General features: G+C 75.1%; 20 protein-coding genes. 8 read left to right on the forward strand and 12 right to left on the reverse strand.

Annotated elements, in window-relative coordinates:
- Window positions 1-46: 46 nt before the first annotated feature.
- The 6 genes from THESUDRAFT_RS08560 to THESUDRAFT_RS08585 all read right to left on the reverse strand — a co-directional run bounded on the left by THESUDRAFT_RS08560 (window position 47) and on the right by THESUDRAFT_RS08585 (window position 8,433).
- Complete coding sequence (locus THESUDRAFT_RS08560) at window positions 47-445, reverse strand: hypothetical protein (protein WP_006904382.1); 399 nt, start codon at window positions 443-445, stop codon at window positions 47-49.
- Window positions 442-912, reverse strand: a complete 471-nt coding sequence (locus tag THESUDRAFT_RS08565; RefSeq protein ID WP_006904383.1) for an acyl-CoA thioesterase — start codon at window positions 910-912, stop codon at window positions 442-444. The genes THESUDRAFT_RS08560 and THESUDRAFT_RS08565 overlap by 4 nt, the downstream gene beginning before the upstream one ends.
- 205 nt (window positions 913-1,117) lie before the next feature.
- A complete protein-coding gene (locus THESUDRAFT_RS08570) occupies window positions 1,118-3,376 on the reverse strand; it encodes an ABC transporter ATP-binding protein (RefSeq protein WP_006904384.1) in 2,259 nt (752 codons plus the stop codon).
- Between the two features lie 108 nt (window positions 3,377-3,484).
- Window positions 3,485-4,150, reverse strand: a complete 666-nt coding sequence (locus tag THESUDRAFT_RS08575; RefSeq protein WP_006904385.1) for a hypothetical protein — start codon at window positions 4,148-4,150, stop codon at window positions 3,485-3,487.
- 255 nt (window positions 4,151-4,405) lie between these two features.
- Entirely contained in the window at window positions 4,406-5,665 is a 1,260-nt protein-coding gene (locus THESUDRAFT_RS08580) for a glycosyltransferase family 2 protein (RefSeq protein ID WP_006904386.1), read from the reverse strand.
- 140 nt (window positions 5,666-5,805) lie between these two features.
- A complete protein-coding gene (locus THESUDRAFT_RS08585) occupies window positions 5,806-8,433 on the reverse strand; it encodes a glycoside hydrolase family 2 protein (RefSeq protein WP_006904387.1) in 2,628 nt (875 codons plus the stop codon).
- A gap of 327 nt (window positions 8,434-8,760) precedes the next feature.
- Here THESUDRAFT_RS08585 and THESUDRAFT_RS08590 point away from each other — a divergent pair, with 327 nt between their 5' ends.
- Complete coding sequence (locus tag THESUDRAFT_RS08590; RefSeq protein WP_006904388.1) at window positions 8,761-9,165, forward strand: DUF192 domain-containing protein; 405 nt, start codon at window positions 8,761-8,763, stop codon at window positions 9,163-9,165.
- A 149-nt stretch (window positions 9,166-9,314) separates the two neighbouring features.
- Window positions 9,315-9,611: a glutaredoxin domain-containing protein gene (locus THESUDRAFT_RS08595; RefSeq protein ID WP_006904389.1), complete on the forward strand. Its 297-nt coding sequence runs from the start codon at window positions 9,315-9,317 to the stop codon at window positions 9,609-9,611.
- Window positions 9,612-9,918: 307 nt separating this feature from the next.
- Here THESUDRAFT_RS08595 and THESUDRAFT_RS08600 read toward each other — a convergent pair whose 3' ends face one another.
- Both THESUDRAFT_RS08600 and THESUDRAFT_RS08605 read right to left on the reverse strand, forming a co-directional pair.
- Window positions 9,919-11,235 carry a glutamine synthetase family protein gene (locus THESUDRAFT_RS08600; RefSeq protein WP_006904390.1) on the reverse strand — a complete coding sequence of 439 codons (1,317 nt, stop codon included), beginning with the start codon at window positions 11,233-11,235 and terminating at the stop codon, window positions 9,919-9,921.
- Window positions 11,216-11,827: a MerR family transcriptional regulator gene (locus THESUDRAFT_RS08605; RefSeq protein ID WP_006904391.1), complete on the reverse strand. Its 612-nt coding sequence runs from the start codon at window positions 11,825-11,827 to the stop codon at window positions 11,216-11,218. Before THESUDRAFT_RS08605 ends, THESUDRAFT_RS08600 begins: the two co-directional genes overlap by 20 nt.
- Window positions 11,828-12,222: 395 nt before the next feature.
- Between THESUDRAFT_RS08605 and THESUDRAFT_RS08610 the strand changes: the two genes are divergently transcribed.
- The 5 genes from THESUDRAFT_RS08610 (at window position 12,223) to mntR (ending at window position 18,581) form a co-directional block, all read left to right on the forward strand.
- Window positions 12,223-13,371: a hypothetical protein gene (locus THESUDRAFT_RS08610; protein ID WP_006904392.1), complete on the forward strand. Its 1,149-nt coding sequence runs from the start codon at window positions 12,223-12,225 to the stop codon at window positions 13,369-13,371.
- A 254-nt stretch (window positions 13,372-13,625) separates the two neighbouring features.
- Window positions 13,626-15,350 carry a VOC family protein gene (locus tag THESUDRAFT_RS08615; RefSeq protein ID WP_006904393.1) on the forward strand — a complete coding sequence of 575 codons (1,725 nt, stop codon included), beginning with the start codon at window positions 13,626-13,628 and terminating at the stop codon, window positions 15,348-15,350.
- Window positions 15,351-15,448: 98 nt separating this feature from the next.
- Window positions 15,449-16,837: a M28 family metallopeptidase gene (locus THESUDRAFT_RS08620; RefSeq protein ID WP_006904394.1), complete on the forward strand. Its 1,389-nt coding sequence runs from the start codon at window positions 15,449-15,451 to the stop codon at window positions 16,835-16,837.
- A gap of 320 nt (window positions 16,838-17,157) precedes the next feature.
- On the forward strand, window positions 17,158-17,559 hold the full coding sequence (locus tag THESUDRAFT_RS08625) for a cupredoxin domain-containing protein (RefSeq protein ID WP_006904395.1): 402 nt from the start codon (window positions 17,158-17,160) through the stop codon (window positions 17,557-17,559).
- 302 nt (window positions 17,560-17,861) lie between these two features.
- Complete coding sequence (gene mntR / locus THESUDRAFT_RS14610) at window positions 17,862-18,581, forward strand: transcriptional regulator MntR (RefSeq protein WP_006904396.1); 720 nt, start codon at window positions 17,862-17,864, stop codon at window positions 18,579-18,581.
- Here the strand turns inward: mntR and THESUDRAFT_RS08635 are convergent.
- Window positions 18,547-18,936, reverse strand: a complete 390-nt coding sequence (locus THESUDRAFT_RS08635; protein WP_006904397.1) for an SH3 domain-containing protein — start codon at window positions 18,934-18,936, stop codon at window positions 18,547-18,549. The genes mntR and THESUDRAFT_RS08635 overlap by 35 nt on opposite strands.
- 135 nt (window positions 18,937-19,071) lie before the next feature.
- Between THESUDRAFT_RS08635 and THESUDRAFT_RS08640 the strand changes: the two genes are divergently transcribed.
- A complete protein-coding gene (locus THESUDRAFT_RS08640) occupies window positions 19,072-19,785 on the forward strand; it encodes a thiamine diphosphokinase (protein ID WP_242823384.1) in 714 nt (237 codons plus the stop codon).
- A 168-nt stretch (window positions 19,786-19,953) separates the two neighbouring features.
- Here THESUDRAFT_RS08640 and THESUDRAFT_RS08645 read toward each other — a convergent pair whose 3' ends face one another.
- From THESUDRAFT_RS08645 to THESUDRAFT_RS15090, 3 genes are all read right to left on the reverse strand, one after another.
- Window positions 19,954-20,952 carry an ABC transporter substrate-binding protein gene (locus THESUDRAFT_RS08645; protein ID WP_006904399.1) on the reverse strand — a complete coding sequence of 333 codons (999 nt, stop codon included), beginning with the start codon at window positions 20,950-20,952 and terminating at the stop codon, window positions 19,954-19,956.
- Between the two features lie 110 nt (window positions 20,953-21,062).
- Window positions 21,063-22,289 (reverse strand): bifunctional phosphoglucose/phosphomannose isomerase, encoded by a 1,227-nt coding sequence (locus tag THESUDRAFT_RS08650; protein ID WP_006904400.1) that lies wholly within the window; start codon window positions 22,287-22,289, stop codon window positions 21,063-21,065.
- 133 nt (window positions 22,290-22,422) lie between these two features.
- Window positions 22,423-25,635, reverse strand: coding sequence for a DNA-directed RNA polymerase subunit alpha C-terminal domain-containing protein (locus THESUDRAFT_RS15090; RefSeq protein WP_006904401.1), 3,213 nt, complete (start codon window positions 25,633-25,635; stop codon window positions 22,423-22,425).
- Window positions 25,636-26,027: the final 392 nt, after the last annotated feature.

The raw sequence follows: 26,027 nt of genomic DNA on the forward strand, positions 1-26,027 counted from the left end.
ACCGCTCCCACGATAGCAAGAAACTTCCGTCCGGGGAAAGCGGACCTCAGGCCTGCAGCGGCCGGGAGAGCCCGCTGTGGCCCGGCCGCACGGCTCGGAACCACAGCGCCTCCCCGGTGGCCAAGAGCACCCGCACCCCGCCGGTGGCGTGCTCCCGCCGCACCTGCTGGATGTGGTGGAGCAGGAGCACCAGCTCCCCGGCCGCCCCCTCGAAGCCCAGACCCGGCCCGGCCGCATCCCAGACCAGCTCCCGGGCCTCCGAGGCCACGTCGGCAATCACCGCGTGCCCGCCCCCGAACTCGATCCAGACGTCCAGGGTGGCCCCCGCGTCGACGGCATCCAGCAGGTCCAGCAGGGGGCCCAGGCGACCGGCGATGCCGGCCAGGGCCGGGTCCGCCGCAGCCACCCGTTCCAATGCCTGGGCCAGGCGCTGCCGGCTGCTCACCGGCCGCCGTCCCCCCCGCCCGGCCTGCCGGCTTCCACCGGCACCTCGAGCTGCAAGCCCTCCAGCTGGGCCCAGATCTTAGGCCGGGCCTTGCGCAGGTTGATGGGCCGGCCCCGGGTGTCGATGAAGGCGTGGCGGGTCTCGCCTTCGGCGACCACCTGGGCGCTGCCGGCCGCCCGCAGCCGGTAGGCAAAGTCCATGCGGGTGGGCGTCAGGCGCACCAGCTCCACGTCCAGCTCCAGCTCGTCGTCGTAATCCACCGGGCGCAGGTAGCGGCAGGTCGCCTCCAGGACCGGGAGGAACACCCCCTCGTCCTCCAGGCGGCGGTACGAGAGGCCCAGGCGGCGGATCAGCTCGGTGCGACCGTCGGTAAACCAGTCGAAGTAGCGCGCGTAGTACGCCCGGCCCATGCGGTCCGTCTCACCGTAGCGTACCCGCAGGCGCAGGGTCCAGCGGGCCAAGACCATCGCCTCCTACACGTCCACCATATCACCTGGCCGGGGCGGGCCACCCTGAGGCAGCCCGCCGTGCCTTGACAGGCCACCTCACCTTGTCAGGCCGGCTTGCCTTGACGGGCCACCCTGACCCATGACGGCTGGGTCGCGGGCAAGGTCGCCCCCGAGACGGGGTGGACCCACGAGACCATCCGGGCACAGATGGACGGATCCCCGGCTAGTCTCCCGTGCCTGTCCCGCCGGCCGGAAGGCCCGGCCGCGGCCGGCCGGGGCCGCGAGGACTGAAGAAGGTGCGGTACAGGCGGGCGTAGAGGCCGCCGCGGGCGATGAGCTGGGCGTGGGTCCCCGCCTCCACCACCCGGCCGCCGTCCAGCACCACGACGCGGTCGGCCCGCAGGGCGGTGGAGAGCCGGTGGGCCACCACGATGCTGGTACAGCCGCCGGCCGCCAGCAGGTCCAGGGCCTGGTGGATCCGTTCCTCCGACTCGGCATCCTGGAAGGAGGTCGCCTCGTCCAGCAGCAGGAGCCGCGGCCGGCGCAACAGGGCCCGGGCGATGGCGATCCGCTGCCGCTGGCCCCCGGAAAGCCGCACGCCCCGCTCCCCCACCGGGGTGTCATAGCCCTGGGGCAGGGCGGCGATGAAGCCCGCCGCGTTGGCCAGCTCGGCGGCCCGCTGGATGGCGGCGCGGCTGGCGCCGGGGCAGCCGTAAGCGATGTTGTCCGCCACCGTGCCGGAAAAGAGCACCGGGTCCTGCATCACCCAGGCCACCTGGCGGCGGAGTTCCGCCAGGTCGAACCGGCGCACGTCCTGCCCGTCCAGCAACACGACCCCCTGTTCGGGGTCGTAGAACCGGGGTATCAGGTGCAGCAGGGTCGTCTTTCCTGCACCCGAAGGCCCGACCAGGGCGATGCGCTCGCCGGGTTCGACCCGCAGGTTCACACCCCGCAGCACCGGCGGGTCGCCGGGCCGGTAGCGGAACCAGACTCCGGCCAGCTCCAGGGCCGCCCCCGCGGGCGACGGCCGGCCGGGCCGCCCCGCTGCCCCGGGCCGTGGCAGGGCCTCCGCCCCAGCGGCGGCGCCAGCGGCCCCGGCGCCGCCGCCACCCCCGGGCGCCCCAGGTCCTCCGGGAGGCCGCTGCGCTCCCTGAGGCAGCGCGGGGCCTCCCGCGGGACGCGACGGGCCGGCTCCGGCGATCGCCGGCACGGCTACGGCCCCCCGGCCATCCTGGCCGGCGCCCGCCCGGACCTCGCCGCCCGCCTCCGGCGGGAGCAGGCGGTCCGGGCGGTCCGGTCCGCCGCCGGCCGCTGCTTCCCGGTTGCCGCCGGCAGGCGGTACCCCCTCGGCGGGCAGCTGCAGGATCTCCTGGACCCGCTCCATGGCCGCCAGGCCCTCCTGCAGGATCAGGTGGAAGTTGACCAGGCTCCTGACGGGTGCCAGCATCATCCGCAGGTAGAGCACCAGGGCCGCCAGGGTGCCCGGGCTCAGCCGGCCCGCGATGGCCAGGTAACCGCCGGCGAAGAACAGCAGCAGCAGGCCCAGGTTGCCCATCAGGTCGGCACCGCTCTCCATCCGCCCGATGAACCGGCGCCGCGCCATGTTGAGGGCACGGTAACGCTGGCTGGCCGCCGCCAGCCGCCCGGCCTCGCGGGTTTCACCGCCAAACGCCTTGACCGTGGCGATGGCGCCCACCGCCTCGGTGGCCGCGGCCCCGATGCGGCCCGCCTGGGCCTGGATCTCCCGGCTGAGGCTGCGGATCCGCACGGTCTGCAGGTAGAACCAGGCTCCCGCCAGGGGCAGCAGAAGGACCAGCCCCAGCCCCAGGGCCGGCTGCAGGGCCACCACCGTCGCCACCACCGCCAGCACGCCGCCGAACTCGCCGGCCAATCGGGCGAAGACGGCCTGGATGAACCTTTCCACCGCGCCGGTGTCGGTGGTCAGGCGGGCGACCACGGCCCCCTGCCGCTCCCGGTGGAAGAAGGCCAGGGGAAGGGACAGGATGTGGCGGTAAAGGCGCACCCGCAGCTCGTGCACCACCCGCTGGGTCAGGTCGAAGGAGACGTAGACGGCGGCATAGTGCACGGCGGCCCGCGTCCCCACCAGGGCCAGGGCCACCAGCGCCCCCATGGCCAGGCGCCGCAGGTCGCCGGCGGGGATGGCCACGTCGAGAAGCCAGCGGAAGATCTGGGGGATGCCTAGATCGAGCCCGGACCGGGCCAGAAGGAGGGCGACGGCCAGCACGGCCTGGGTGCGGAAGGGACGCAGCAGCTGGCGATAGGCGGCCCAGGCACCGGCTCCCGGTTCCTTTCGGTCGGTGCCGGCGGTACCGGCGGTGCCAGAGGGCTCCGCGGCGCCGTCGCTCACCCCGGGCAGCCCGGTTCCCTGACCGGAGCGGGCCGCTCCGGAACCGGGAGTGGCACCGGCCGGGGAAGGGGCGGCACCGGACGAGGAAGAACGGCGGCGGTTCCAGCGGTTCATGATGAGCCTATTGTAACGCGGCCCGGAAGCCCGGGGCGCATCGCCGGGCGCCCCGGCGGCGCCAGGCGCCGGGCGCCGGCACCGGCCCGGCCACCCTCCCGGGCGCCCTCACCGGTTCCCCGCACCCGGGCCGGAGGCTCCAGTCTCACCGAAGACCTCAAGCCCCTGGTACTGGATGTCCTCGCCCGGTTCCAGGCGGATGTAACGGGGATACCCGTCCCAGGTGAGCTTCAACCACATCGGGGTCTGGAGGGCCGCCCGGAGGGCGCGCCGCTCCTCCCCGGACAGCACGGAGGGGTCCGGCACGCCGGTGACCCGCGACACCAGAAGCCCGGGCGATTCGGTACCGGGACCCACGTCAAGAGGCGCATGCCTATCGCTGCCAAAGACCAGCAGGCCCGAAGGGATCCAGGGCGCCAGCGCCGCGTTGAGCCGCACGCCCGCCACCACCCCTCGCAGCGCCCGGCCGCCGGCCGGTTCGATGCGGACCTCGAAATGGACATCCCGCCACGGCACCTGGCGCGAGGGATTCCGGGGATCGGGCCCCGGGCGGGTCACCGGCCTCACGGTCACCCGGGCGGTGACCCGCACATCGCCGGCCAGTTCCGCCGCCGGCAGGAAGCGGTCGAAGGGAGGCCAGCCTTCCACGTCATACAGGGTCACCGGTTCCGGTTCGGGTGGGCGCGCCCCGCAGGCAGGCGCCGACAGGGTGATGGCCGCCAGGAAAAGCCCCCATGCGAGGGCCGCGCTCGTCCGGCGGCGGGTACGTGGCATGGGATGCTCCTCCCCTCCGAGAAGCGCCCTGTCGCCGGGTGCCGCGCCCGGCCGGCACCCCGGCTGCGCCGGCCGCCGCCCCCCAGATGAGCCTGCGGCTTCGCCGGTCTGGGTGGCTCTGGATCCCTTCCTTCGAAACCCAGGCCCCCGTTCCCTTCCCCGCTCGATCCGGACCGGCAGGCACTCCGCCGGGACGCGGAAGGGCGCCCCAACCGGGGCGCCCTTGGCCGTTTCCTCGGACCGCCGCCTGGCCCGTCAGCGGGACAGCTCCCCCAGCCGCACCGCCCGGGTGTGGACCGTGGGAACCCACTGCCGGTTCCGCGGGGTGAGCAGCGCCCACAGCACCAGGGCGATCCAGGAGTACTGGAACAGCGGCAGCAGGGGGATGAACCGGTACGGCCGCAGCGGCAGCCGGTCCAGCACCAGCACCAGCAGCGGTCCCGCCAGGGCAAAGAGGGCCGTCAGGCGCACAGGCCACTCGGGCAGGGGGATCCAGCCCCACTGGGCCAGGGCCGGCCCAGCCACCAGGTTGAGCAGGGAGGCTGCCGCCGTCACCACCAGGTGCAGCGGCCGCGTCAGGTCGAAGACGAACTCGAACTTCACCGGATCCAGCTGGCGCAGGCCGGCCCAGAGCAGCCGGGGCGCGTGGATCAGCATGACCTGGACGTTCCCCCGGGCCCAGCGCACCCGCTGGCGGCAGGAGGCCACGAACCCCGTCACCTTTTCGTCGTAGATGCGGGTCTCCCGGGCGAAGGTGGTCACGTAGCCGTGCAGCAGCGCCTTGGCGGAGAACTCCAGGTCTTCCGTCAGGGTGTTCACATCCCAGCCCACCCGCTCCAGCACTTCCCAGGCGATGCACATGCCCGTGCCGGCCAGGGCGCCGCACAGGCCCCAGTTGTGCCGGGCCTGCAGCCGCCAGCGGTTGCTCATCCAGAAGCTGAAGGCGAAGGCCGCGGCCACCCAGCTGTCGTCGGGGTTCTTGGCGTCCACGTAGGCCTGGATGATCTTCTCGCCCGCCGCCAGGTGATCGTTCATCACCTGCAGGAAGTTGGGCTGCACCAGGTTGTCGGCGTCAAACATCACCACGGCGTCGTAGCGCCGGCCCAGGCTGGCGATGCGCTCCAGGGCGTAGGCCACGGCGTACTGCTTGCCGCGCCGGCGGTGGTCGAAACGCTCCCACACGCGGGCCCCCGCGGCCCGGGCGGCGGCGGCCGTCCCGTCGGTGCAGTTGTCCGCGATGACGAAGACGTCGTAGAGGTGGCGCGGGTACTCCTGGCGCCACAGGCTTTCAATCAGGGGGCCGATCACGGCCTCCTCGTTGTGGGCGGGGATCAGCACCGCAAACCGCGCTCGCGGCGCGGTGCGGGGAACCGGGCGGGGATTGCGCAGCCCCCCGAGGTACACGGCCAGGTTGTAGACCACCACGAAGACCACGGCCGCTTCCAGGCCGCGCAGGAGCCACAGAGGCCAGGCCGGCGTGCCGATCACCGTGGCCGCCGGATCCAGGTACGTCACGGTTCTCCCTCCCACAGGGCCTCCTCGGCCCGCGAGCCCGGGGCGGCAACCCGGGAACTCAAGCCCAGGGCGGGGACCCCGGCGACCCGGGTCGCCTTCCGGAATTCCAGCATAGTCCGGCTGCAGGCGCCGTCAATGGGTTAGGACGAACGCAGCCGCTCCGGGGTTCCCCCCGGGTCCCCGGCGCCACCCGCCGCGGGCGCACCGGGGCCGGCCGGGCCGGGAAGCCAGGCCGGCAGCGGGTAGGCCGAACGGACTGCCCGCCCGCCCACCTGCAGGTCCAGGTGGAGCACCAGGGGCAAGGCCCGCGCCGGGGGGCCGGGTTCGTCCCTTCCCGCACCGGTGGCCGGCCTCGCCCAAGGCGAGGGTACGGCCTCCTGGGGCCACCGGCCGGTGATCCAGCCCACCGGCACCAGGGACCTGGCAGCGGCCCCGCAGGCCATGGTGCCGGCGGCCAGCACCTGCCGTCCCGCCACCAGCTGCCACGTCCACCGCCCTGCCAGGGGCCGGGCGGTGTCATTGACCAGCCACACCGGCAGGCGAAAGCCGCGGCCCGGGCGGCAGCGCCGGGGCCACGCCCCCACGAGCAGGCGCACCGGCGCAAGGACCTCCCGGCATGCCCGGGCCGCCTCGCGGGGCCGTCCCTCGGCCGTGTAGAGGCCGTAGGCCGGACCGCCAGGAGGGTCGTTGAGCGCAAAAAAGAACCCGCCGCTGGCCGGGTAGGGCCGCCGGCGCAAAGCATCCCCGCTATACCTTACGAATCGCGCCTGGGCAGTCTGGTCGCCCGCCGGCCAGCCAAGGGACGCGATCACCGTAACATGGGGTGCCAGGCGCCACCGCCGTTCCAAGGCAGCGGGGTCGGGGACGTCCCCCGTGGGAAAGAACCGCATCGCCCCGCCGGTTCGGGTCCAGGACGGGGCACCCGCCCGTTCCAGGACGGGCCGGCCGGGGTCCATGGCGGCCAGCTGCCGCGCCAGGCCGGCGGCCACCCGGCTGGCCGCCGCCTGCAGCCACAGGATCCGAATGCCCGGCGGCACCCGGCCGCCCACCCCCTGTAGCTGTTCTTCGGCCAGGGGCAGGGCCGGCTCCGGGCAGATGGACCAGGCGATCACCGCAGGCCAGCGGCCTGCCTCTTCCACCCAGGCCGCCAGTTGTTCCCCCAGCGCGGTCGCCGCCTCCGGGGTGGGGCACCCCACCGGAGGCAGGTCCTGACAGAGGACGACGCCCAGGCGGCTGGCCGTCTCGTAGAGGGCGGGGTGGGCCAGGTGGGCGTACACCCGCAGGGCGTTGAGCCCCAGGGCCCGGGCCCGCCGGACCCAGGCCCGGGCCTGGCGCGGGGTGATAGCCCCCGGCCAGGTAGCCAGGGGCAGCAAGCAGGCGCCCCGGAAGCGCAGGGGCTGCCCGTTGAGGTACCAGGCGCCCTCCAGCCGCCGGATGAAGCGGACGCCGGCCAGGACTTCCACCGCGGGGGCCGGCCCCCAGGCCGCTGCGGGCGAGGCGGGTTCCCCGGAGCCGGCGGAGACCAACGGCGGCTGGGCCGTCCCGCCGGCAGGCTCGAAGCCGGCCCGCAGGCGGTAGAGGTGCGGCCGGCCCCAATCCCCTACGGTCCACAGCCGTGGGGAAGGCAGCGCAAACCAGACCTCCCAGGTGCCGCCGGGCGGCCGGGCCTCCACGTCCCAGGCCGCCCGGGCACCGGGGCCATCGAACCCGTCCGGCTCGATCTCGATCCAGCACCGGCCCTGGACGGCTTCCGTGGCCAGGTAGCGCACCCGGGCACAGCCGTACGCCACGGCCGGGCCCGGCCCGCCCGCCGGCAGGTCCGGGGTCTCCCCCCTCGCCCCGGGTCGCCAGGGGACGCGGAGGGGCCGTGGTCCCGCCGGCTCCGGCCGTGCCCATGGCCCTGCCGGACCCGGCAGCGGGCGACCGGCGGCCCTCCCGCCGCCCCGGCCCGCTGCGCCGGACCCGGACCCCGCCCCTTCTGCTTCGTCCCGGAAGAACCAGCTCACCGCCACCGGCACCACGCCGCGGACGAACCGCAGGCGGACCGGACCCGCCAGGCCCGGTGGGAGGAACCCCGGCGGAACCGCTTCGGGCCGGGCCCAGGCACCCCAGGCCACCGCCTGGACCCCCCCGGGTCCAGCGCCTTCCTGGGCGCCGGCAAGCAAGGCCGGTCGCCGCCTTCGTCGCCGGCGGAGGCGCCGGCTTTGCCGCCCCTCCTCCCCTCCTCCCAGTGGCCCGGCCACTTCTACGACCAGCCGGTTGGTCCCGGGTCGCAGGGAGCGGGTGACGTCGAGGTCCGCGGTGACCTGGCCGGCGCCGGGGACGTCGTAGGCGTCGCCGTTGACCTGCACCCGGGCCCGGCCCAGCACCATGGCCAGCTCCAGATAGGCCCGGACGTCCTTCCCACCCAAGAGCCCCGGCGGCACCTCCACATCCCGCCGGTAGACCACCGCCCGCGGTGGAGCCGAGCCTGGCGGGCATGGGGGCTCCTCGGGTACCCGCACCCGGACCGGCGGGCCAGCCCGGCCGGCCCAGGTGACCTCCCAGGTCCCTTCGAGGCCGATCACGGCCTGCGCACCGCCGGCCGCGGTCCCCAGCCCCGCCGGCCTGTCGGGCCGTTCCTCCCAGGGGCTGGGACGGGAGCCGCCCTGGGAGCGCGGTGCCAGGGGCCTGCGCCCGTCCCGGGGCGGTTCGGGGGCCGTCAGGGGTGAGGGGTCGCCGGTTCCGTGATCTGGCCGGTGATCTGCAGAGTCTGCCGTCCATCCCATGGTTGCCACCTCCGGCCGTCCCGGACCAGTCCGGCAACGGACAACCCTGCCGGGGACAACCCTATGCGGCCTTGCCGCGGGACATGAACGGGTCGCTGCAGCTCCCCTCAACGCCCTGCCCGCCGGCCCGACATCATGGATGCGAGCTCGGGGGCCGCCGGCGGGGCGGCAACCGGGCAGGAACCGGCGGCGACCGTCACGGGTGCGTGGGACGCGCGGGCCACGGGCAGAGGCTGCAGCCGCGACCCGGCGGCGGGCGCAGGCCGGGGCCGTCGCCGTAGCCTGGGGCCGCCACAGGGCCGGTTCGTCCCGGGAAGGAGGAGGGCGATGCGGAAGGTTCACGGCAGGGAGGGTGGAACCGGCGCCGGGCCGCCGGGCCGGGGACCCGTGCGGGTGGTCAACCGGACCCGGGGGACGGAACTGGGCCATGCCATTGCGGTGGCGGCCTCGTGGCGCAGCCGGAGCCGGGGCTTGCTGGACCGGGACGAACTGGCCCCCGGGGAAGGCCTCTGGCTCTGGCCGTGCCGGTGGGTCCACAGCTTGGGTATGGGTTTTCCCCTGGACGTGGTGCACCTGGACCGGTCGGGCAGGGTGGTGGCCGCCTACCGCCTGGTCCCCGGGCGGGTCGGCCCCCTGGTGTGGCGCGGCCACAGTGTGCTGGAACTGCCCGCCGGCACCCTGGCGGCCACGGGAACACGCCCCGGCGACCGCCTGGCGTGGGAACCTGCGTAGCACCACCGACCGGCGGCAGCAGCTGCGGCTGCACCCGGGCGCCGGCGACCGGCCGCCATGCTGATTTCTGTCAACCCGTATAGCGACGGCCTCCAGGTGGCAGGATGAACCTGCCGCCCAAGCCGGAGCCCCAATGAGGAGGTGCCCGGATGTTCCCGCAGGTGGAGCTTTACGTTCAACCCGGCTGAGGGGATTGCCGCCATGCGGAGGAGTTCCTCCGCCGGATGGGGGTCGAGTACACCGCCTACGACGTGCGCCGGGACCCCGACGCCTACGACCGGCTGATCCACCGCTACCAAAGCCGGGTCACGGCCACGGTGGTGATCGGCGAGAAGGTGTTTCGCGGCTTCGGGCGCAACCGGGAGGCCATCGAGCGGGCGCTCAGGGAGGCGGGTGTCACAGGGAGCCCGCCGGGCCCGGGCGGCGGCGATGGCGAGGGCGGCTAGCCGGTTTCGCCATGGTGTCACCGGGTTAGCTCACCGGGTTAACAGGCACGTCGAGAAGGCCGGGACAGCACGCAGGGCGGGCAACGCGAGAAAGTGGCGGGAGTCCCGGGCGGATCGCCCGCTGCCCGCACCTGCGCAAAAGGCCCAGGCACCGGCCCGAGCGGCTCGCCCGCTGCCCGCGCCCCTGCAGCAGGACCTGGGACCGCCCCGGGCGGATCGCCCGCTGCCCTGTCCGCTCCGCAGACCCCCGGGACCGGCCCGGGCGGCGGTCGGCTGCGGAGACCGCCCGTCCCGGCCCGCCGGTTCATCAAAAGATGGGCAGGTACTGATCCAGCTCCCACTGGTGCACCTGGACGCGGTAGATGTCCCACTCCGTCCGCTTGGCCTCCAGGTAACGGCTGAACAGGTAATCCCCCAGGGCCTCCCGCACCAGCCCGCTCAGGCGCATGTCGTCCAGGGCCTCGCCCAGGCTGCCCGGCAGCGGCTCGAGCCCCCGGGCGGCGATCTCGGCCGGGTCCAGCTCGAACACGTTCTCCTCCAGCGGCGGGGGCGGTTCCAGGCGGCGCTCCAGGCCGTCGGCACCGGCCCGCAGCAGGACGGCCAGCGCCAGGTACGGGTGGCAACAGGGATCCGGCGCCCGCCATTCCAGCTCCCCCGCTTCCCAGCCGGCCACCAGCCGGGCCAGGGGAGCGTGGGTGTCGCGACCCCAGACCACGTACACCGGCGCCTCGAACCCCGGCACCAGCCGCTTGTAGGAATTGACCAGGGGATTGGTCACGGCGCAGAGGGGCCGCGCATGGTGGAGCAGCCCGGCCAGCCAGTGGCGGGTCACGGCGGCCCGGCTCCAGCCCGAACCCGGCGCGGGACGAACCCGCATCCGCACGTGCAGGCCCGAGCCGTGGGTGCCGGCCCGGGGCTTGGGCAGAAGGGTGGCGTGCATGCCGTGGCGCTCCGCCACGGCGTAGACGGCCCGCCGGGCGATCAGCAGGTGGTCGGCGGCCGCCAGGGGCGGCTGCCAGCCCAGATCGATCTCGTGCTGCGCCGGGGCCACGGCGTGATGGACCGACTCCACCACGATGCCCATGCCCTCCAGCGCCAGGGCGATCTCCTGCCGCACCGGCTCCCCCGCGTCCCGCACCGAGAGGTCCAGATACCCCGTCCGGTCCGGCACCCGGACCTCCGGGCGGCCCCGGCGCCGCCGCAGGAGGTAGAACTCCATCTCGAAGGCCAGCTCCACGGCGACGCCGAGCCCGTCCAGCCGGCGCACCGCGGCCTGCAACCGCTCCCGCGGGCAGCCGTCGAAGGGGCGCCCGTCGCGGGTGTAGATCCCGGCGGGCACCATGGCCACGCGGCCACCCGGCTCCCAGGGCAGGACGAACACCTGCTCCCCGCCGGCCCGCAGGCGCATCTCCCGCTCTTCGACGCGCATGAACCCTTCCAGGGACGCCCCGTCCACCCGCACGCCGCCGTCCCAGGCGGCCGCCGCCTGCTGGACCGGCAGAGTCAGCCCTTTCTGCACGCCGAGGACGTCGGCGTACACCAGCTGCACCAGCTGGATGCCCTGCTGGGCCAGTCGCCGGGCCGGTTCGTCGGGAGGAGCCGGCTCAGCCGGCGGCCGGCGCATCGCGCCCTGCCTCCCCCGGCGCCGGCGGGTTGCGGCGGCGCTGCCAGCGGCGCACCTCGTAGAGCACGGTGGGGTCCAGGGCCGGGTACAGGCTGCGGGCGGTGCCCATACCCGGCACGGCGGGAGCCGGCCCGCGGAAGAGGCGGTCGATGCGCCCCAGGCCGGCAGGCGGCTCGGCGACCCCGGCCGCCGCGCCGGAGGCGCCCGGGCGGTCGGGCCAGCGGGACCCCGGCCAGCGGGGCGAACCCGCCCCCGGCGGGCGGTGCACCGCCGGCGTTGCCGCGGCCAGGGGCCAGGGCTCGGCCGCGGCTCGGGCCGCCGGCACGTCGGGAGGTCCCATGACCTCGTCGCGGCCGCGGCGCTCCAGCAGGCGGCGGCGGATCTCGTCCAGGTGCAGCCCCTGCTGGAGCAGCCACTTGATCTCCAGCAAAAGGTCCACGTCCGCCTGGCTGTACCGCCGCTGGTTGCCCGCCGTCCGCGCCGGGCGCAGCAGGCCCGCCTGCTCGTAGTAGCGGATGCGGCGCTCGCTCAGGCCGGTCAGGTGGCACACCGCGCCAATGGAATACAGGGGCAGGTTGCGGTGCCGCGACACGCCAGCCCCCTCCCCTTGCCGTGGGTTCTTTCATACATATGGCGGCACCGGCAGGTCCGTTCCCCTCCGCCCGGCCTGCGGCAACCCGGGCAGGGGTGACGCGGCCGTGCTCCGGCGCCCGCAGCACGGCGTGGCAAGGGCAGGACGGCCCGGCGGGGCGTTCTTGCGCGGCGGCCGTCCCGGATCGTCCCGGAGCCGCCGGCCGGCCGCCCCGGACCTTCCGCCGGAGCTCCCGCCTCCCCTGTCAGGTTCCCTGACATTTCGGGACGCCCGCCCCGCCGCGTACAGGCACCCCGGCCCCGGCCGCCTCCATAGCGTGTAGCATCGCGCTTTCCCGATGATCCGCACGGGGTTCCGGTCACCGGCGTCTCGGGCAGCAAGAGGGGGATACCAGGATGGCCACGGGTCACGGACGGGTGCGCCATTTGTTCGCCAGCGGCAACACCGGCCACGGGTTTCAGTCGTTCTTCGAATACATCGCCTGGCCCGAGCCGCGCCGGGTCTTCGTCCTCAAGGGCGGGCCGGGCACCGGCAAGTCGGCGGTCATCCGGATGGTGGCAGAGGGGCTGATGGAGAAGGGTGTGGGGGTGGAGCTGTTCCACTGCCCGTCGGATCCGTCCTCCCTGGACGGCGTCAACGCACCCGAGCTGGGGCTGGCCGTGGTGGACGGGACGCCGCCCCACGCGGTGGAGCCGCCCCTGCCCGGCCTGGTCGGCCGCCTGCTGAGCCTGGAGGCCACGGCCGGCCGGGACCTGCTGGCGTCCCGGCAGGACAGGATCGACGCTACCGGGCGGCGGGTGCGCCAGCGCTTCCAGCTGGCCCACCGCTACCTGGGACTGGCCCTGGAAGCCCTGGGCCTGTACGAGGACTTCTACGAGCATGCAGGGGCTCTTGACCTGGCGGCCCTTGACCACTCCGCCCACGAGATCGAGGCCGCCGTCTTCGAGGGGCACCGGGTCGTGCGCGCCGGGCGGCGCGGGCGGATCCGGCGCCTGTTTGCCAGCGCCGTGACCCCCGAAGGGCCCCGCCACTATCTGGACAGCCTGCTGGACCCGCTGCCCCGGCGGGTGTTCATCCGCGGCAACCCGGGCACCGGTTGCGCCACCCTGGTGGCCCGGGTGGCGGAAGCGGCCCTGCGCCGGGGCCTGGACATCGAGGCCTACCACTGCGGCCTGCACGGGCAGCGCCTGGACCACGTGCTCATCCCCGAACTGGGCGTGGCGGTGGTGCACAACGCCTACCCCCACACCTACGAACCCAAGACGGGCGACCTGGTGATCGACACGGCGGCCTTCGTCAACGTGGAAGCCCTGGAACGGTACCGGGAGGAGATGGAGGTCGCCCAGGCCCTCTTCGGGCAGGCTTTCGACCAGGGCATCTGGTACCTGCGCCGCGCCCTGATGGCCCACCAGGAGCTGGAGGCGATCTACGCCACGCCGGAGCTGCGCGCCCAGGTCGAGGCCTACGCCAGGGAGATCCTGGCGGAGGCCGGCGCCCTGATGGAAGAACAAGCCCGGCGGCGGGAGCGCCAGCAACTGGCGTGACGAGGTCCGCCCTGCGGCCCGGCCGGCACCACCGGGGCAGACCCGACGCAGGAGGACCGGCCAACCGGTAACGGCACCCCGGGCGGGCGGGGCCGGCTCGTCCCGGCCGCAGCCTTTCCGGCCGCGGCCGGCGCTCCCCGGGCCCCGGCGGACCCCGGAGCCCCGCTGTCCGGTCGCCGGTCCCGTAAGGTACGCTAGGTGCGGAGGCGCCTCTCTGGCAGGCGCCACGCCAGCAAGCGGCAGGGAGGGCGACCATGGCCCGCGACGCGACCGTGCCCGGGCAGGAGCGAGCAGCGCAGGTGGAGGGCATCCACCACGTCACCATGATCGCCGGCGATCCCCAGGCCAACGCGGACTTCTACGGCGGCGTGCTGGGGATGCGGCTGGTCAAGCGGACCGTGAATTTCGACGACCCGGGGACCTACCACTTCTACTTCGGCGACGAGACGGGCCGGCCCGGCACCCTGCTCACCTTCTTCCCCGTGCCCGGCGCCGGCCGCGGCCGTCACGGCGCCGGCCAGGCCACCCTGGTGTACCTCTCCGTTCCGGAAGGAACCCTGGACTACTGGCAAGGGCGCCTGGAAGGATTTGGCGTGGCCTGCCACCGGCGGCCGGGCCCCCTGGGCCGGCAGGCCCTGTTCTTCCAGGATCCCGACGGCCTGCCCCTGGCCCTGGTGGAGGAACCCGGCCCCGGCGGGCCGGGCTGGCCGGGCGGGCCCGTGCCCGCCACCGCCGCCATCGGCGCCGTCGCCGGCGTGCGCCTTACGGTTCGCGACATCGAACCCACGGCCAGGATCCTTCGGGAGCTCGGGTACCGGCCGGCGGGCGGCCGCTCCGGCCGGGAGCAGCCGGGATCCCAGGGGACGGATGGCGCTCCCGCCCCACCCGCCCCGCAGGAACCAGGGCCGGCCTCCCCGCCCCAGCTCTGGGTCGCCGGGCCGGGCGGCACCGGCCGCTGGCTGGAGCTGGCCGGCGACGCCCGTGCTCCCCGGGGCACCCTGGGGGCGGGCACGGTGCATCACGTGGCCTTCCGCACGCCCACGGACCGGACCCAGGCGGCCTGGCAGCAGCACCTCGCCCGGCTGGGCCTGCACGTCACGCCGGTCCAGGATCGCCAGTATTTCCGCTCCATCTACTTCCGGGAGCCGGGGGGCGTGCTCTTCGAGATCGCCACCGATCCACCGGGTTTCTTGATCGACGAGGACCGGGACGCTCTGGGCACCGGGCTGCGCCTGCCGCCCTGGTACGAACCGGCCCGGGCGGCCCTGGAGCAGGCCCTGCCGCCGCTGCACCACCCCAGCGGTTTTGGGGAGCTGGGCTTCATCCACCGGTTCGCCCGCGGTACGGATGACCCCGATCGGGCCCCGGTGCTCTTGCTCCTCCACGGCACGGGAGGCGACGAGCACGACCTGCTGCCCCTGGGTGCCCATCTGTGGCCCGGGGCCGCCCTATTGAGCCCCAGGGGCCAGGTGCTGGAGGACGGCATGCCCCGGTTCTTCCGCCGCCTGGCGCCCGGCGTGCTGGACGCCGCCGACCTGCGCCGGCGGGCCGGCGACATGGCCCGGTTCGTCACCGCGGCGGCGCGCCGCTACGGTTTTGACCCGGGGCGGGTGGTGGCGGTGGGTTACAGCAACGGCGCCAACCTGGCAGCAGCCCTGCTGCTGCGCCACCCCCGGCTGCTGGCGGGGGCGGTGCTGTTCCGGCCCATGGCCGTTCCCGTGGAGGCCCCTGAGGCGGGTGCGCTGGCGGGGCGGCCGGTTCTCGTCGCGGCCGGGCGGCAGGACCCGGTGGTGCCTCCAGAGCAGAGCCTCCAGCTGGTCCGGACCCTGGAAGCCGCAGGCGCGGCGGTCACCCTGCACCGGGCCGGCACGGGCCACCAGCTGGAGCGGGCCGAGCTGGACGCCGCCGCCCGGTGGCTGGCCGTCGAGGCCCGCTGGCCGTGGCACGGCAGCGGGGAGGGCCCCGCAGCCACGGAGTGAAGGGCTCGAGGCGTCCACCCGAGAATCATTGGGGCAACGCGGAGGCCAGGGATGCGGCCTGGGCGATCCCGCGCCCTGCCGCCAGGGGGTATGCCGCCATGGGCGGAACCAGGACGGCTGCTACCGGGGAGCCACCGGTGCCGGACCCGTGGGACGATCTGGAGTCCCTGTGCCGCCTTCCCCACCGGGGCACCTGTACGCCCGAAGAGGGGCGGGCGGCCCGCTGGCTGGCGGCGCGGCTGGCGGAGCTGGGCTTTGAGGTCGACCTGCAGCCCTTCACCGCGCCGCGCCACACCCTCTACCTGGGCCCCGGCCTCACCGGCCTGGTGCTGGCGGCCCTGGGCCTGGCCGGTGCCCGCTGGGCCGGCCCCGGAGCCGGCAGCGGGCTGCTGGCCCTTATGGCCCTTGTGACCCTGGTTCCCCTGCTGGGGGAGCTGGCCTTGTGGCCCGGCGGCATCCCCGTCAGCCTGGCCTGGGTGGTGCCGCGGGGTCGTTCCCAGAATGTGGTGGCACGCTGGCCGCAAGGCGCCCCGCGGGCGGCAGCGGCCCGGCAGCCCGCCGAAGCGGGCCCGGGACCCTCGGCAGCGGGACTGCCGGCGGCCGGCCCGCAGGAGCCGCCCGGCGGCCGGCGGGGTGAGCCGGGGCCGCTGCACCTGGTGATCACCGCCCACTACGACACCCAGTGGGGCAGCTGGCTCTTCGCACCGCGCTTTCTGCCCTGGCTGCAGGCCTTTTTCGTTGCCGGGTATGCCGCCTTCGCCGCGGTGCCCCTCTTGCTGGCGGCCCGGGCCGCGGGGATGGCCGCCGCCGCGCCGCTGGCCGCGGCAGCCCTGGTTTCCGCGGCGGTGGCCGGGTTCCTCCTGCTCAGCTGGGCCACCGGGCGGCCCATCAACGGGGCCAACGACAACGGCTCCGGGGTCGCCGTGGCCCTGGCCCTGGCAAGGCGCTGGGCTGCGCGCCCCCTGCCGGGGGTCGAGCTGGTGGTGGCGTTGACGGGGGCCGAGGAGACGGGCATGCGGGGCATGGCGGCCCTGCTCTCCCACCCCTGGTTCCCGCGGCCGCGCGGGAGCCGGGTGGCGGTGCTCAACATCGACAACGTGGGTGCCGGCCGGCTCCACTACCTGACGGCCGAAGGCATGCTGCTGCCCGTGCGCTACGACGCCCGCCTGGTCCAGGAGGCCCGCCGGCTGGCGGCGGCGCTGCCGGCGGGCCGGCTGACCCCGGGGCCGCGGCCCCTCCTGCCCACCGATGCCCTGGTCCCCGCGGCGCGGCGGATCCCGGTCATCACCTTCCTGGCGACCGGTCCCGGCGGCCGCATTCCCCATTACCACTGGCACACCGACCGCCTGGAGCACGTGGACCGTGCCCATCTGGCCGAAGTCGCCCGCGTGCTGTGGACCTACGTGGCCCAGCTGGCGGGTGAGCCGCGCGCCGGCCGTTATCCGCCCGAACGGGCTTCCGCGAACCGGCCCAGGACGTGGACCTGACGGCGCGGGCCCGCCGCGCGCCGGCCGTTACCCGGCCTGAACGGGCCCCTGCCGCGCCGGGCGGGCCCGCCGGGCGCGCTTCCGTCCCCAGGGCGGGCAGGCTATGGCTTGCGGGGACTCCGCTCGCCCGGGCCTTCGCGGCCCGGGCCCGAGTCCGGGACCAGGGCCGGGCGCGGGATCGGGTTCCGGGGCCGGCCGCGGCGCCGGCCCCGGTCGAGGGACGGGGGTTGAAATCGGTTATCCATCCGAGTGCGGGAACCTCCGGGATGGGATATAAAAGAACGGTGGACCGAAATCCCGTAAGGAGGGACTTGCCCAGCATGAAGCGCGCACGCCGTTCTCTGCTGGTGGTCGCGGCCCTGATGCTGCTGGCCCTGCCGGTCCTCGCCGCTTGCGGCGGCGGTGGCGGCGGCGGCAACGAGGGCAACGGTGGCGACCAGGCGGCCGGAAACAAGATCACGGTGACCGCCCAGAACATGTCCTTTGACCAGACGGAGATCAACCTGAAGAAGGGCCAGACCTACACCATCGAGCTGGTCAACAACGACTCCGTCCAGCATGACCTGGCGGCGGAGCAGCTCGGTCTGGAAATCGGCCTGACGGATCCCGGCAAGAGCACCTCCGTCGAGTTCACGCCCCAGCAGACGGGCGACTTCGAGTTCATCTGCACGGTGCCCGGCCACTCCGCCACGATGAAGGGCACCATCCGCGTCACCGAGTGACGTTCCCGGGTCGCCGAGGCACAGCAGGCCTGAAGCCCGGAAGCGGTGCGCGGTAACGCGCGGATCACATCCCCGCAAGCTCGGGAGGCAGCCGGCAGGCTGCCTCCTTTCTTGTCCTCTTGTCCCCCGCCGCCGGGTCCTTGCCCGGGCTGCCGGCGCCACCCGGGCCCCCTGGCGCGCCGCCTCCCCACGTAAGCTATATTGGTGGCGAGAACCCGCCGCCCGGCGGCCCGTCACCGGACCGGCGCCGCGCCACCAAGGTCCGGCGGGCCCCTCCCCAGGGCGGCAACGAGGTGACCCGGGTGCGGCCGACGCCCAGCATGGAAGACTACCTGGAGACCATCTACGAGCTCATCCGCAGCAAGGGCTACGCCCGGGTGAGCGACATCGCCCTGGCCCTGAACCTGCAGCCGTCCTCCGTCACCCGCATGGTCCAGCGACTGGACGAGCAGAACTTCGTCACCTACGAGCGATACCGGGGCCTGGTGCTCACGGAGCGCGGCGAGGCCATCGGCAGGGCCATGCGCCAGCGGCACGAGACGCTGGCCACCTTCCTGCGCCTGCTGGGCGTGCACGACGAGGAGGTGGTCCAGCAGGATGTGGAGGGCATCGAGCACCACGTCAGCCGCCAAACCCTGGAGCGCATCGAGCGGTTCGTCGCCTTCGCCCGGGCCAACCCCGCGTGGATGAACCAGCTTCACGCCGCCATGAACACCGGCGGCAGCGCGGCCGGCCCTGGGAACGCCGGCGGCCCGCCCGCCGGGGAAACGGCCGGCGGGCCGGACGTCCCTGGCAGCAGGGGGAGCGGGAGGCCGGCCTGGGACGGGCCGGCGCGGGGTAGCGAGGCCCCCGCCGGGCTTGCCCGCCACCAGGCTGCCGGCAGCGGGGGCGACAACGGGGCGGGTGGTGAAATGGCGGGCGGCGACGAGGCTCGCGGGGCCGCCCGCGGCCCGGACGCCCGCAGCCAGGTGGCCGGACCGGCCGGTTCTACCCGCCCGCCTCGCAGCGGACGTAATCCTTGAAAACGTAACCCGTCTCGCCCCCCACCAGCTGCACCTCGGCCCAGAAACCCTCGAAGGCCATGACGATGACCGGCGTCCCGCGGCCCACCCGGGCCAGGACCTCGGACTTGCCGGAGGGCCGCTGGCGGACGTTGACGTCATCGTGGGTGACGACGCCGAAACAATGGAACCGCTCGGGAACCCGGTCCTGGAACAGTTCGAGGCTCTGGAGCTGGAAGCGCTGGTAGTTGTACATCATCTGCGCCAGGCGCCGCTCCGTCTCCTTGGTGGCGGCATCCACCAGCTGCTTGTAGTGGTCGAGCAGGGGACGCTCCTGCTCCCGCAATTCGGCCGCCAGTTCCTTGATCCGCGACACGGTTCCTCCCCCTTCCGGTCAAGCGGCGTCGGCGGTGCCGGTGCACCGGCCGGCGGTGACCCGGCCGCCACCGGACCCGTATGACCCTATGCAGGGGAAGAACCGGACATGCCGGGAGGTGTTCCCTTGTCCCCCATGCCGGAAGCCCATCCCTTTTCCGAACCCTTCGGCTTTCTGCCGCCTCCCTCCCCGCCCTACGGCGTGGTGGTGGCAGGAGGTGACCTGGACGAACCGGCCCTGGTGGCCGAAACGGCCCGCCTGGTGGCCGGGGCGTCCCTCTGCATCGCCGCCGACGGGGGCCTGCGCCTTCTGCGGGCAGCCAGCCTCTGGCCGCATTTGCTGGCCGGCGACTTCGACACCCTGACCGCCGCGGAAGTGGAGGCGGCCCGGGCGGCCGGCGTGGAGGTCCGGCGCGTTCCCCCCGCCAAGGACTTCACCGACACCGAGCTGGCCCTGGACCTGGCCCGGCAGCGGCTGGGCCCGGCTCCCCTCTACCTGGTGGGCGGGGTGGGAGACCGGGTCGACCACACCCTGACCAACCTGTTGATGGCCGCGCGCTGGGTGGCCGGCGGCCACGCCCTCAGGGTGCTGGCCGCACCCGCCCACGTCGCGCCCCTGGTGGGCCCCGGCGAGGTCCGGTTCCAGGGCCGGCCGGGGCAGGTCGTCTCCCTGGTACCCCTCACCCCCCGGATGACCGGCGTGAGCACCGAAGGGCTGGTCTACCCCCTGGCGGACGCCACGCTGGCCTGGGGAACGGCCTACACCGTCAGCAACGCCCTGGCGGGTACCGAGGGGGCATTTCGCGCCCGGACCGGGCTGGGGCTGGTGATCCTCCAGCGGCGGCACTGACCCGGCCGCCCGCACCCCCCAGCCTGAAAGGGCCGTGCCGTCGGCCGCCCTGGGGACGGTCCGGGTCGACCACCCGGGCACGGGCCGGAGCTGCGGTGCCGCCCCCGGCCGGCAGCCGCCCGCACCGCCGCAATCCGGACCGGAGCGGCGTTGCCCCGGCCCGGCCCCTCAGGGCGCCACCCGCAGGGGCACCAGCCGGTGCGGATCGCCTTCGAACGCGAGCCGCTCCGGGTAGAGCCACGCAGCCAGCCGTTCAAGGCCTTCCAGGGCCGCCGGGCCCGCCCCCAGCAGCTGGGCGGGCGGCAGGTAGAGCGCCGTGCCCACCGCCGGTCCGCCCGGCGGGACCACGGGCGTCAAAAGCGGGGTCACCACCCGCACGGGACCTGGGTGGCCCAGGGCCCGCCACCCCTCCTCGCCCGCCTGCCAGCCCGCACCAGCCCCGGCCGGGACGTCGAGCCGGGCCAGGCCTCCCCAGCGGCTGCCCGGGCGGTGCCACCACGCCGCAATCCCCGTCCCCCCTGCCCTTTCACCCGGCCTTCCCTCCGCCGGCAGGCGCCCCCCGGCCCGCCGCACCAGGGTGGCCACCGGGCTGCCCGGCTGCGCCCAGACCGGCGGTTGATCCCACGCCAGCACCACCACCACCGGCCGTTGCGCCTCGGGCACCCCAGCCACGGCGGCTGCGACCCGATCGAGCCGGCGCCGGTAGGCCGCGGCCAGCTCCTGGCCGCGGCCGGGCTGGTTCAACCACCCGGCCAGGCGCCGGGCGGCAGCGGGGAGCTGGTCCACGTCCCGCCACCGCAAGGTGGCCGCCGGCCAGCCCAGGGCCCGCAATCGTGCCGCCAGCCCCGGCTGGCGGGTCACCGCCGGCAGGACCACCAGGCCTGCACCGCTCTCCCGCAGGCGCTGCTCTTCGGCTCCGGCGGGGAGGACGATGACGGCCTCCTCGCCCAGAAGCGCCCGGGCCAGGTCGCAGAGATCCCGGCCGCTGCAGGCCACGCGCCGGGGCGGGCCGGGCAGCGCCACCCGCTGGCCGAGATCGTCCCGGAACACCCAGCGGCCCGGCGCCGGGGCGGGGGAACGGGCGGCCGCCGCCACCCAGCCGGCGGCCAGGCCCGCAAGGGCCGCGGCCACCCAGACCCATCGCCGGCGGAAAAAGTTCACGGGCACCGGGATTGCCCCTCCCGGTGCCCATGGCTATGTCCCCGCCCGGCGAGAAAGACCGCGTTCTCCCGCCGGCACAGACCATCTCCCGCCGGCGGGTTTCAACCCGCCGGCTTTCAGTTCGAAGATCCGCCCGCTCCCACCGGCAGGGCCGCCAGCCTCTCCTTGAGCCGCTGGATGCTGGCGATGGCCGAGGGGTCAAGGCCCCTCAGCAGGGCAGCGTAGACCGAAACGAAATCGCCGAAATAGGAAAGGCTGAGCAGCTGCGCCAGGCGGCTCCGGCCGTGCCCCGCGACGGTGACCCAGCCGGCCCGGCCGTCCACCAGCTCGGCGGTGATGGCCATGCGCGTCCGGTTCCGCGGGTGGTCCGGGCCGGCCTGCAGGCAAACCACCAGCGGCCGGTGCGATGCCCCGTCCCGCCCGCCGCTGCCGGTTCCACCCGCCGCCCCGTCCAGGGGCACTCCCTCCCAGCCCATGATCTCGTTGTGGTTGAGCTCGGGGAACGCGTGGTAGTGCGCCAGCAGCTTGGCGTTCTCGTTCAGCTGGCACTGCCAGCGGTAGGCCGCCGCCTGGCCCAGGCGCCCGGCGCCGTAGATGAACACCGGCCGCTCCAGAAGTTGCCGCGCCAGCCGGTGGGCGGGGCCTTCCGGGCCGCCGGGTTCCAGCTCGCGGGCCTGGCGGCGCAGGACGGCGATGGCTTCTTCCACCTGGGCCGAAGGATCGCCCATGCCGGTCCAGGCGCAGGTGAGGTACAGAACCGGTAGCATCAGGTAGCCCAGGGCGGCCCGGGGCGCCAGGCCGCCGGGCACCCGGACCTGCCGGACCGGCCGCCCGGCCGCCTCCGCCGCGGCTGCCCGCTCCAGCAACGGCCCGCCGCTGGCGACCGCCACCACCGCCGCCCCCCGGGCGAGGGCTTCTTCGAAAGCGCTCAGGGTCTCCTCGGTGGCCCCGGAGTAGCTGACGGCAAAGACCAGGTCCCCGGTCCCCACCCAGCCGGGCAGGCCGTAATCCCGGTGGACCACCACCGGGACCGGCGCTTCCGGCTCCAGAACCGCCGCCACGAAGTCGCCGCCGATGGCCGACCCGCCCAGGCCGGCCACCAGCACGGCCCGCGGGGTGCCCGCCAGGGGCCGGGGCAGGTTGGCCGCCTCCCGGCCCAGCCGCAGGGCTTCCTCCAGCTGGTGGGGGAAGGCCGCGACCGCGCCCAGCATCCCTTGCCGGTCCAGTTCCCGCAAGGCTGCCCAGTCGGGAACCACCGTCCCCGGCCCCGCGGCTGCCGGTGCCGGGGGCGGCGCCCCTTCCTCCTGCCGTGACGGGTTGCTTACCCGCTGGTTCGAATCCATCCGCTGGGCCTCCCTTTGCGCCAGTCCCTCGATCCGCCGGCACCGGCCCGCTAGCCGCCCTCCCGGACCAGGGGTCCGGCAAGGGGTGCGGGGAGCCGGCCGCGGCCGGCCTCCCGGCGCCGGCCGGTAACCGCTACCCGTCGCGAGTGTTGCCGCCCGGTTCCGGTTCTTCCCCCAGCGCTGCGGCCTCCGCCGGGCCCCCGTCCCCCAGGGGCGGGATCACGTCGACGCGGGCCTGGGGCGCCGCGGGCCAGCCCGGGGGGGCTGCAGCGACCACCCCGGAGCCCTCCAGGGCGGCGGCCGCCGCGTCGGCCAGGTCGCCGCCGCCGGGCAAGCCGGCGGCACCGAACCCGCCCGGCGGCACGACCAGCCGGTAAGGCATGTAGAGGCGCAGGCGCGAGCCCTCGCCCACAGGCCACAGCCCCAGGGCGAAGAGTTCCGCCTCGATCTGCACGGGGTTGGCGTCCAACCCCCGCGACCGGCACCAGTCCCCCAGAGCCTCCAGGTCGACCACCCGGTCCGGTCCCGACCAGGAGGCCACCACGTCGGCCAGGATGGCCCAGGCCGTCGCCGGCGTCTCCACCCACGCCGCCGGCAGGTGAACGGGGCGGCGGGGCCAGAGGCGGGTCACCGCCTGGTCCCACAAGGCGGCCCGGGCCAGGGCGCCCCGGCCGCGACCCCCGCCGGCAGCCGCCGGTTCGTCCGCCGCGGCGGCCGCTGCGGCGCCGCTGGGCTCTCCCGCCCCGCCCGCCGGTGCCACCCGCTCCGGGACCAGCAGGGAAATCCAGGGGTCGAACCAGGCGGTAACCAGCCATTGCCGGCGCAGCCGCTCCAGCAGCTCGGGGCCCGGCTCCTCCCCCCGGGCGCCGGCGGCCCGGCGGATGCGGTCCGCCAGCCAGCCGGCGGCCTGGTCCAGGGCCGGCACGGCGGACTCCCGGTGCCCTGCGGGCCCGGTTCCGCCAGCGCCCCCGTCCCCGCCCGCGGCGGCGGCGACGTCAAGGGCCGGCCCTGCATCCCCCTGGGCCAGCTGGCGGAAGGCTCCGTGGAGCACGACGGCGTGGGCGAAGGCCGGGTCGGCCAGAGCCAGGGCGGCCAGCTGGTCGATCTCGCCGCCCGCCCGGACCCACCCGTCGTTCAGGGACGTGGCCGTCCAGGTGTCCTCCACGCCCGTCAGCCAGCCCATGGTGGCCAGGTAGGCGATGACCTGCCGGGCCTGGGAACGCTGCCGCCAGCGGCCCAGGTACGAGGTGAGTTGGGACGTGTCGTACACGTGACCGGCCAGAAGCTCGGCCAGCAGCCCGCGTACCGCCGCCAGGTTGGTGGGGCGGGGGCCATAGGCAGGCACCCGCACCGTCCCCGCGGACCGGGGGTCCGTCGCCAGCCACGCGGCCAGGCCGAACCGGTCCCGGCCGTAGCGCAGTACGGCGGTGTCCTCGTTGAGGGCCCGGGCCACCGTCCGCCGCGGGTAGCTGCGCACCCGCTGGACGGCCGCGACCACCTGGTCCAGGCTGGCCGGCTCCCCGGCTTCGGCCAGGGCATCGCGGCACAGCTGCGCCAGGTTCCGCTCCGGCTGCCGTTCCCAGTGGCTCAGGCCGTAAATCCCCCGGTCCACGCGGCGGAAGGGCTCCCCCGACGACAGGATGGTCAACACGTGGGTCGGCGGCATCTTCCGCCCTTCGGGCAACAGCTGGTTGACCAGCCGGGTGAGCTCGGCGTAGTGCAGGGGCCGCCCGTGCCGCTGCAGCGCCTGGTAGACGTAGTCCCGGGCCCGCATCCTTCGTCCCGCGCGCCAGTTGGCAAGGCCGTAGGTCCCGCCGGGGAAGCGGGCGAAGGAAGCCTGGGTGGTCACCACCGCCCGGGCCAGCGCCTCCGCAGGGGCGGGCAGGTCCCCCATGCCTTCCTCCAGGTGGGCGGCCAGTTCGGCCAGGGCCAGCGGGCGGCCGGCCGCCGCCAGGAACTCCTGCAGGCGCCGGGCCGCCTCCGGCAGGTGCTGGGCGATCTCCGCCGTCGACCAGGTCGACCCCGCCACCCGCCGCAGCCCGGGCGTCACGTGCACCAGCAGGCCCACCAGCCGGACCGCCTGGTCGGTCGACTCGGGCACGCCCACGGTGCCGTCCTGGCGCAGGGCCTCGGCCAGCTCGGCAGGCCCCGCGGCGCCGCAGCGGGTCGCCGCAGCCCGGACCGCGTCCACCAGCGGCTGGAAGCGCTCCAGTCGTGCCCGGGCCCTGGCGCGGCGCAGCGCCCGCCCCTGCACCACGCTGACCCACTGGCGGGTGGTCTGCCAGCGCGCGGCGATGGCCGACAGGTCGTGGGCTTCCTCCCCCAGCAGGCCGTACCGCAGGGCCAGCACTTCCCGCTCCCGGTCGGGCAGCGGCTCGATCAGCTCCTGCAGCCAGTCCTCCAGCCGGCGGGGGAACGCTCCCCTGCGGCTGCACTCCTGCCGGTACTGGTGCAGGCTTTGCAGAACGGCCGCGACGCCGCTCTCCCCGAGCCCGCGCAACCGGCGCAGCCCTTCCTGCGTAAAGCCGGCCAAGGCCCCGACGGTGTGCAGCCCCGCCCGCTGCAGGGCGGTGACGACCCGGCGCGGCAGGAGCAGGGCACCGATGGGAGCCGGATCGTCCATCAGGTCGGGGGCCAGGGGGTCGCCGGTGGCACCGCCGGGTGGCGGCAAGGGCCGGCCCGATTGCAGGGCGTCCAGGCGATGGCAGATCTCCGCCAGCGAGCGGGGCCCGAGCCCTCGCAGCCGCTGCAGCCCCGGTTCCCCCAGCTCCAGCAGCTGGCCCACGGTCTGGATCCCGGCCCGGCGCAGGGCCCGGTAGGCCCGCTGGCCCAGCCCGAGATCGTCCACGGGCCGCCGGCGAACGGCCTCGGGGAACCGCTGGGGGTCGTACCGGGTGGCCCGCGCCAGCAGCTGCCGCTGGTAGGCTCCGTCGGCCATGACCCGCGCCAGCTCGGTGACCAGGGCCAGCAGGCCCCGGGTCCCCATGCCGCGGGCGGCCAGAAGCCGCGGGTCATGCCGCCAGGCGAGATCGCCCACGGTCTCGTAACCCCGCTGCTGGAGCGCCAGGCGGACCCGAGGCGGGATGTCCAGCAAGTCGAGGGGGATCCCCGCCAGGCCGGTCGCCGCGGCAGCGGCGCCGGGTTCGCCTTCGGCCCCGCTCCGGTCCCCGGCCCGGTGGTCACCGGGCGAACCGGCCTGCGCCGGCTCCGGCTCCGGAGCAGGGGCCGGCCCTCCGGCGGGCGCCGCCTCCTGGGGCTGGTCCAGGCGGGGCCCTGCGCCCCCGGTGTCCGGCCGTTCCAGGTGCGGTGCGCCAGGCGCCAGGGGCCCATCAGGCGCCAGTTCCATTCTTTCCCCTCCGTACGGGCGCCGCCCAGCGGCCGCGGGAGGCCGGCCCGGCCGCCCACGGGCCATGGAGCCGCAGGGCCGGGGGTGCCGCCGGTGCGGTGACCAGTGGGGGTCGCCACCCACCGACCGCGCATTTTCGACAAAACCTGTCGAACGATGGCGAAAGAGGGGGCGACCACTTATATCAATCGTGTTCGATTGTAAACTTTTCTTGACGCTTTCAACCAGAGCGGATCGCAAAAAGCCTGCCCCGCCCGACCAGAGCGGTTGGCCGGGACCATGCGAAGCAACAGAGGGCATGATCCCGGCCGGGCGTGGCGGGCGGTGGGCTGGTCATCCGCCCTCACCGGAAAGGGACCGGGATCCCGCAGGACCCCGGTCCCCGGCCGGGA

It is taken from the genome of Thermaerobacter subterraneus DSM 13965, assembly GCF_000183545.2.
Taxonomy (GTDB): domain Bacteria; phylum Bacillota; class Sulfobacillia; order Thermaerobacterales; family Thermaerobacteraceae; genus Thermaerobacter; species Thermaerobacter subterraneus.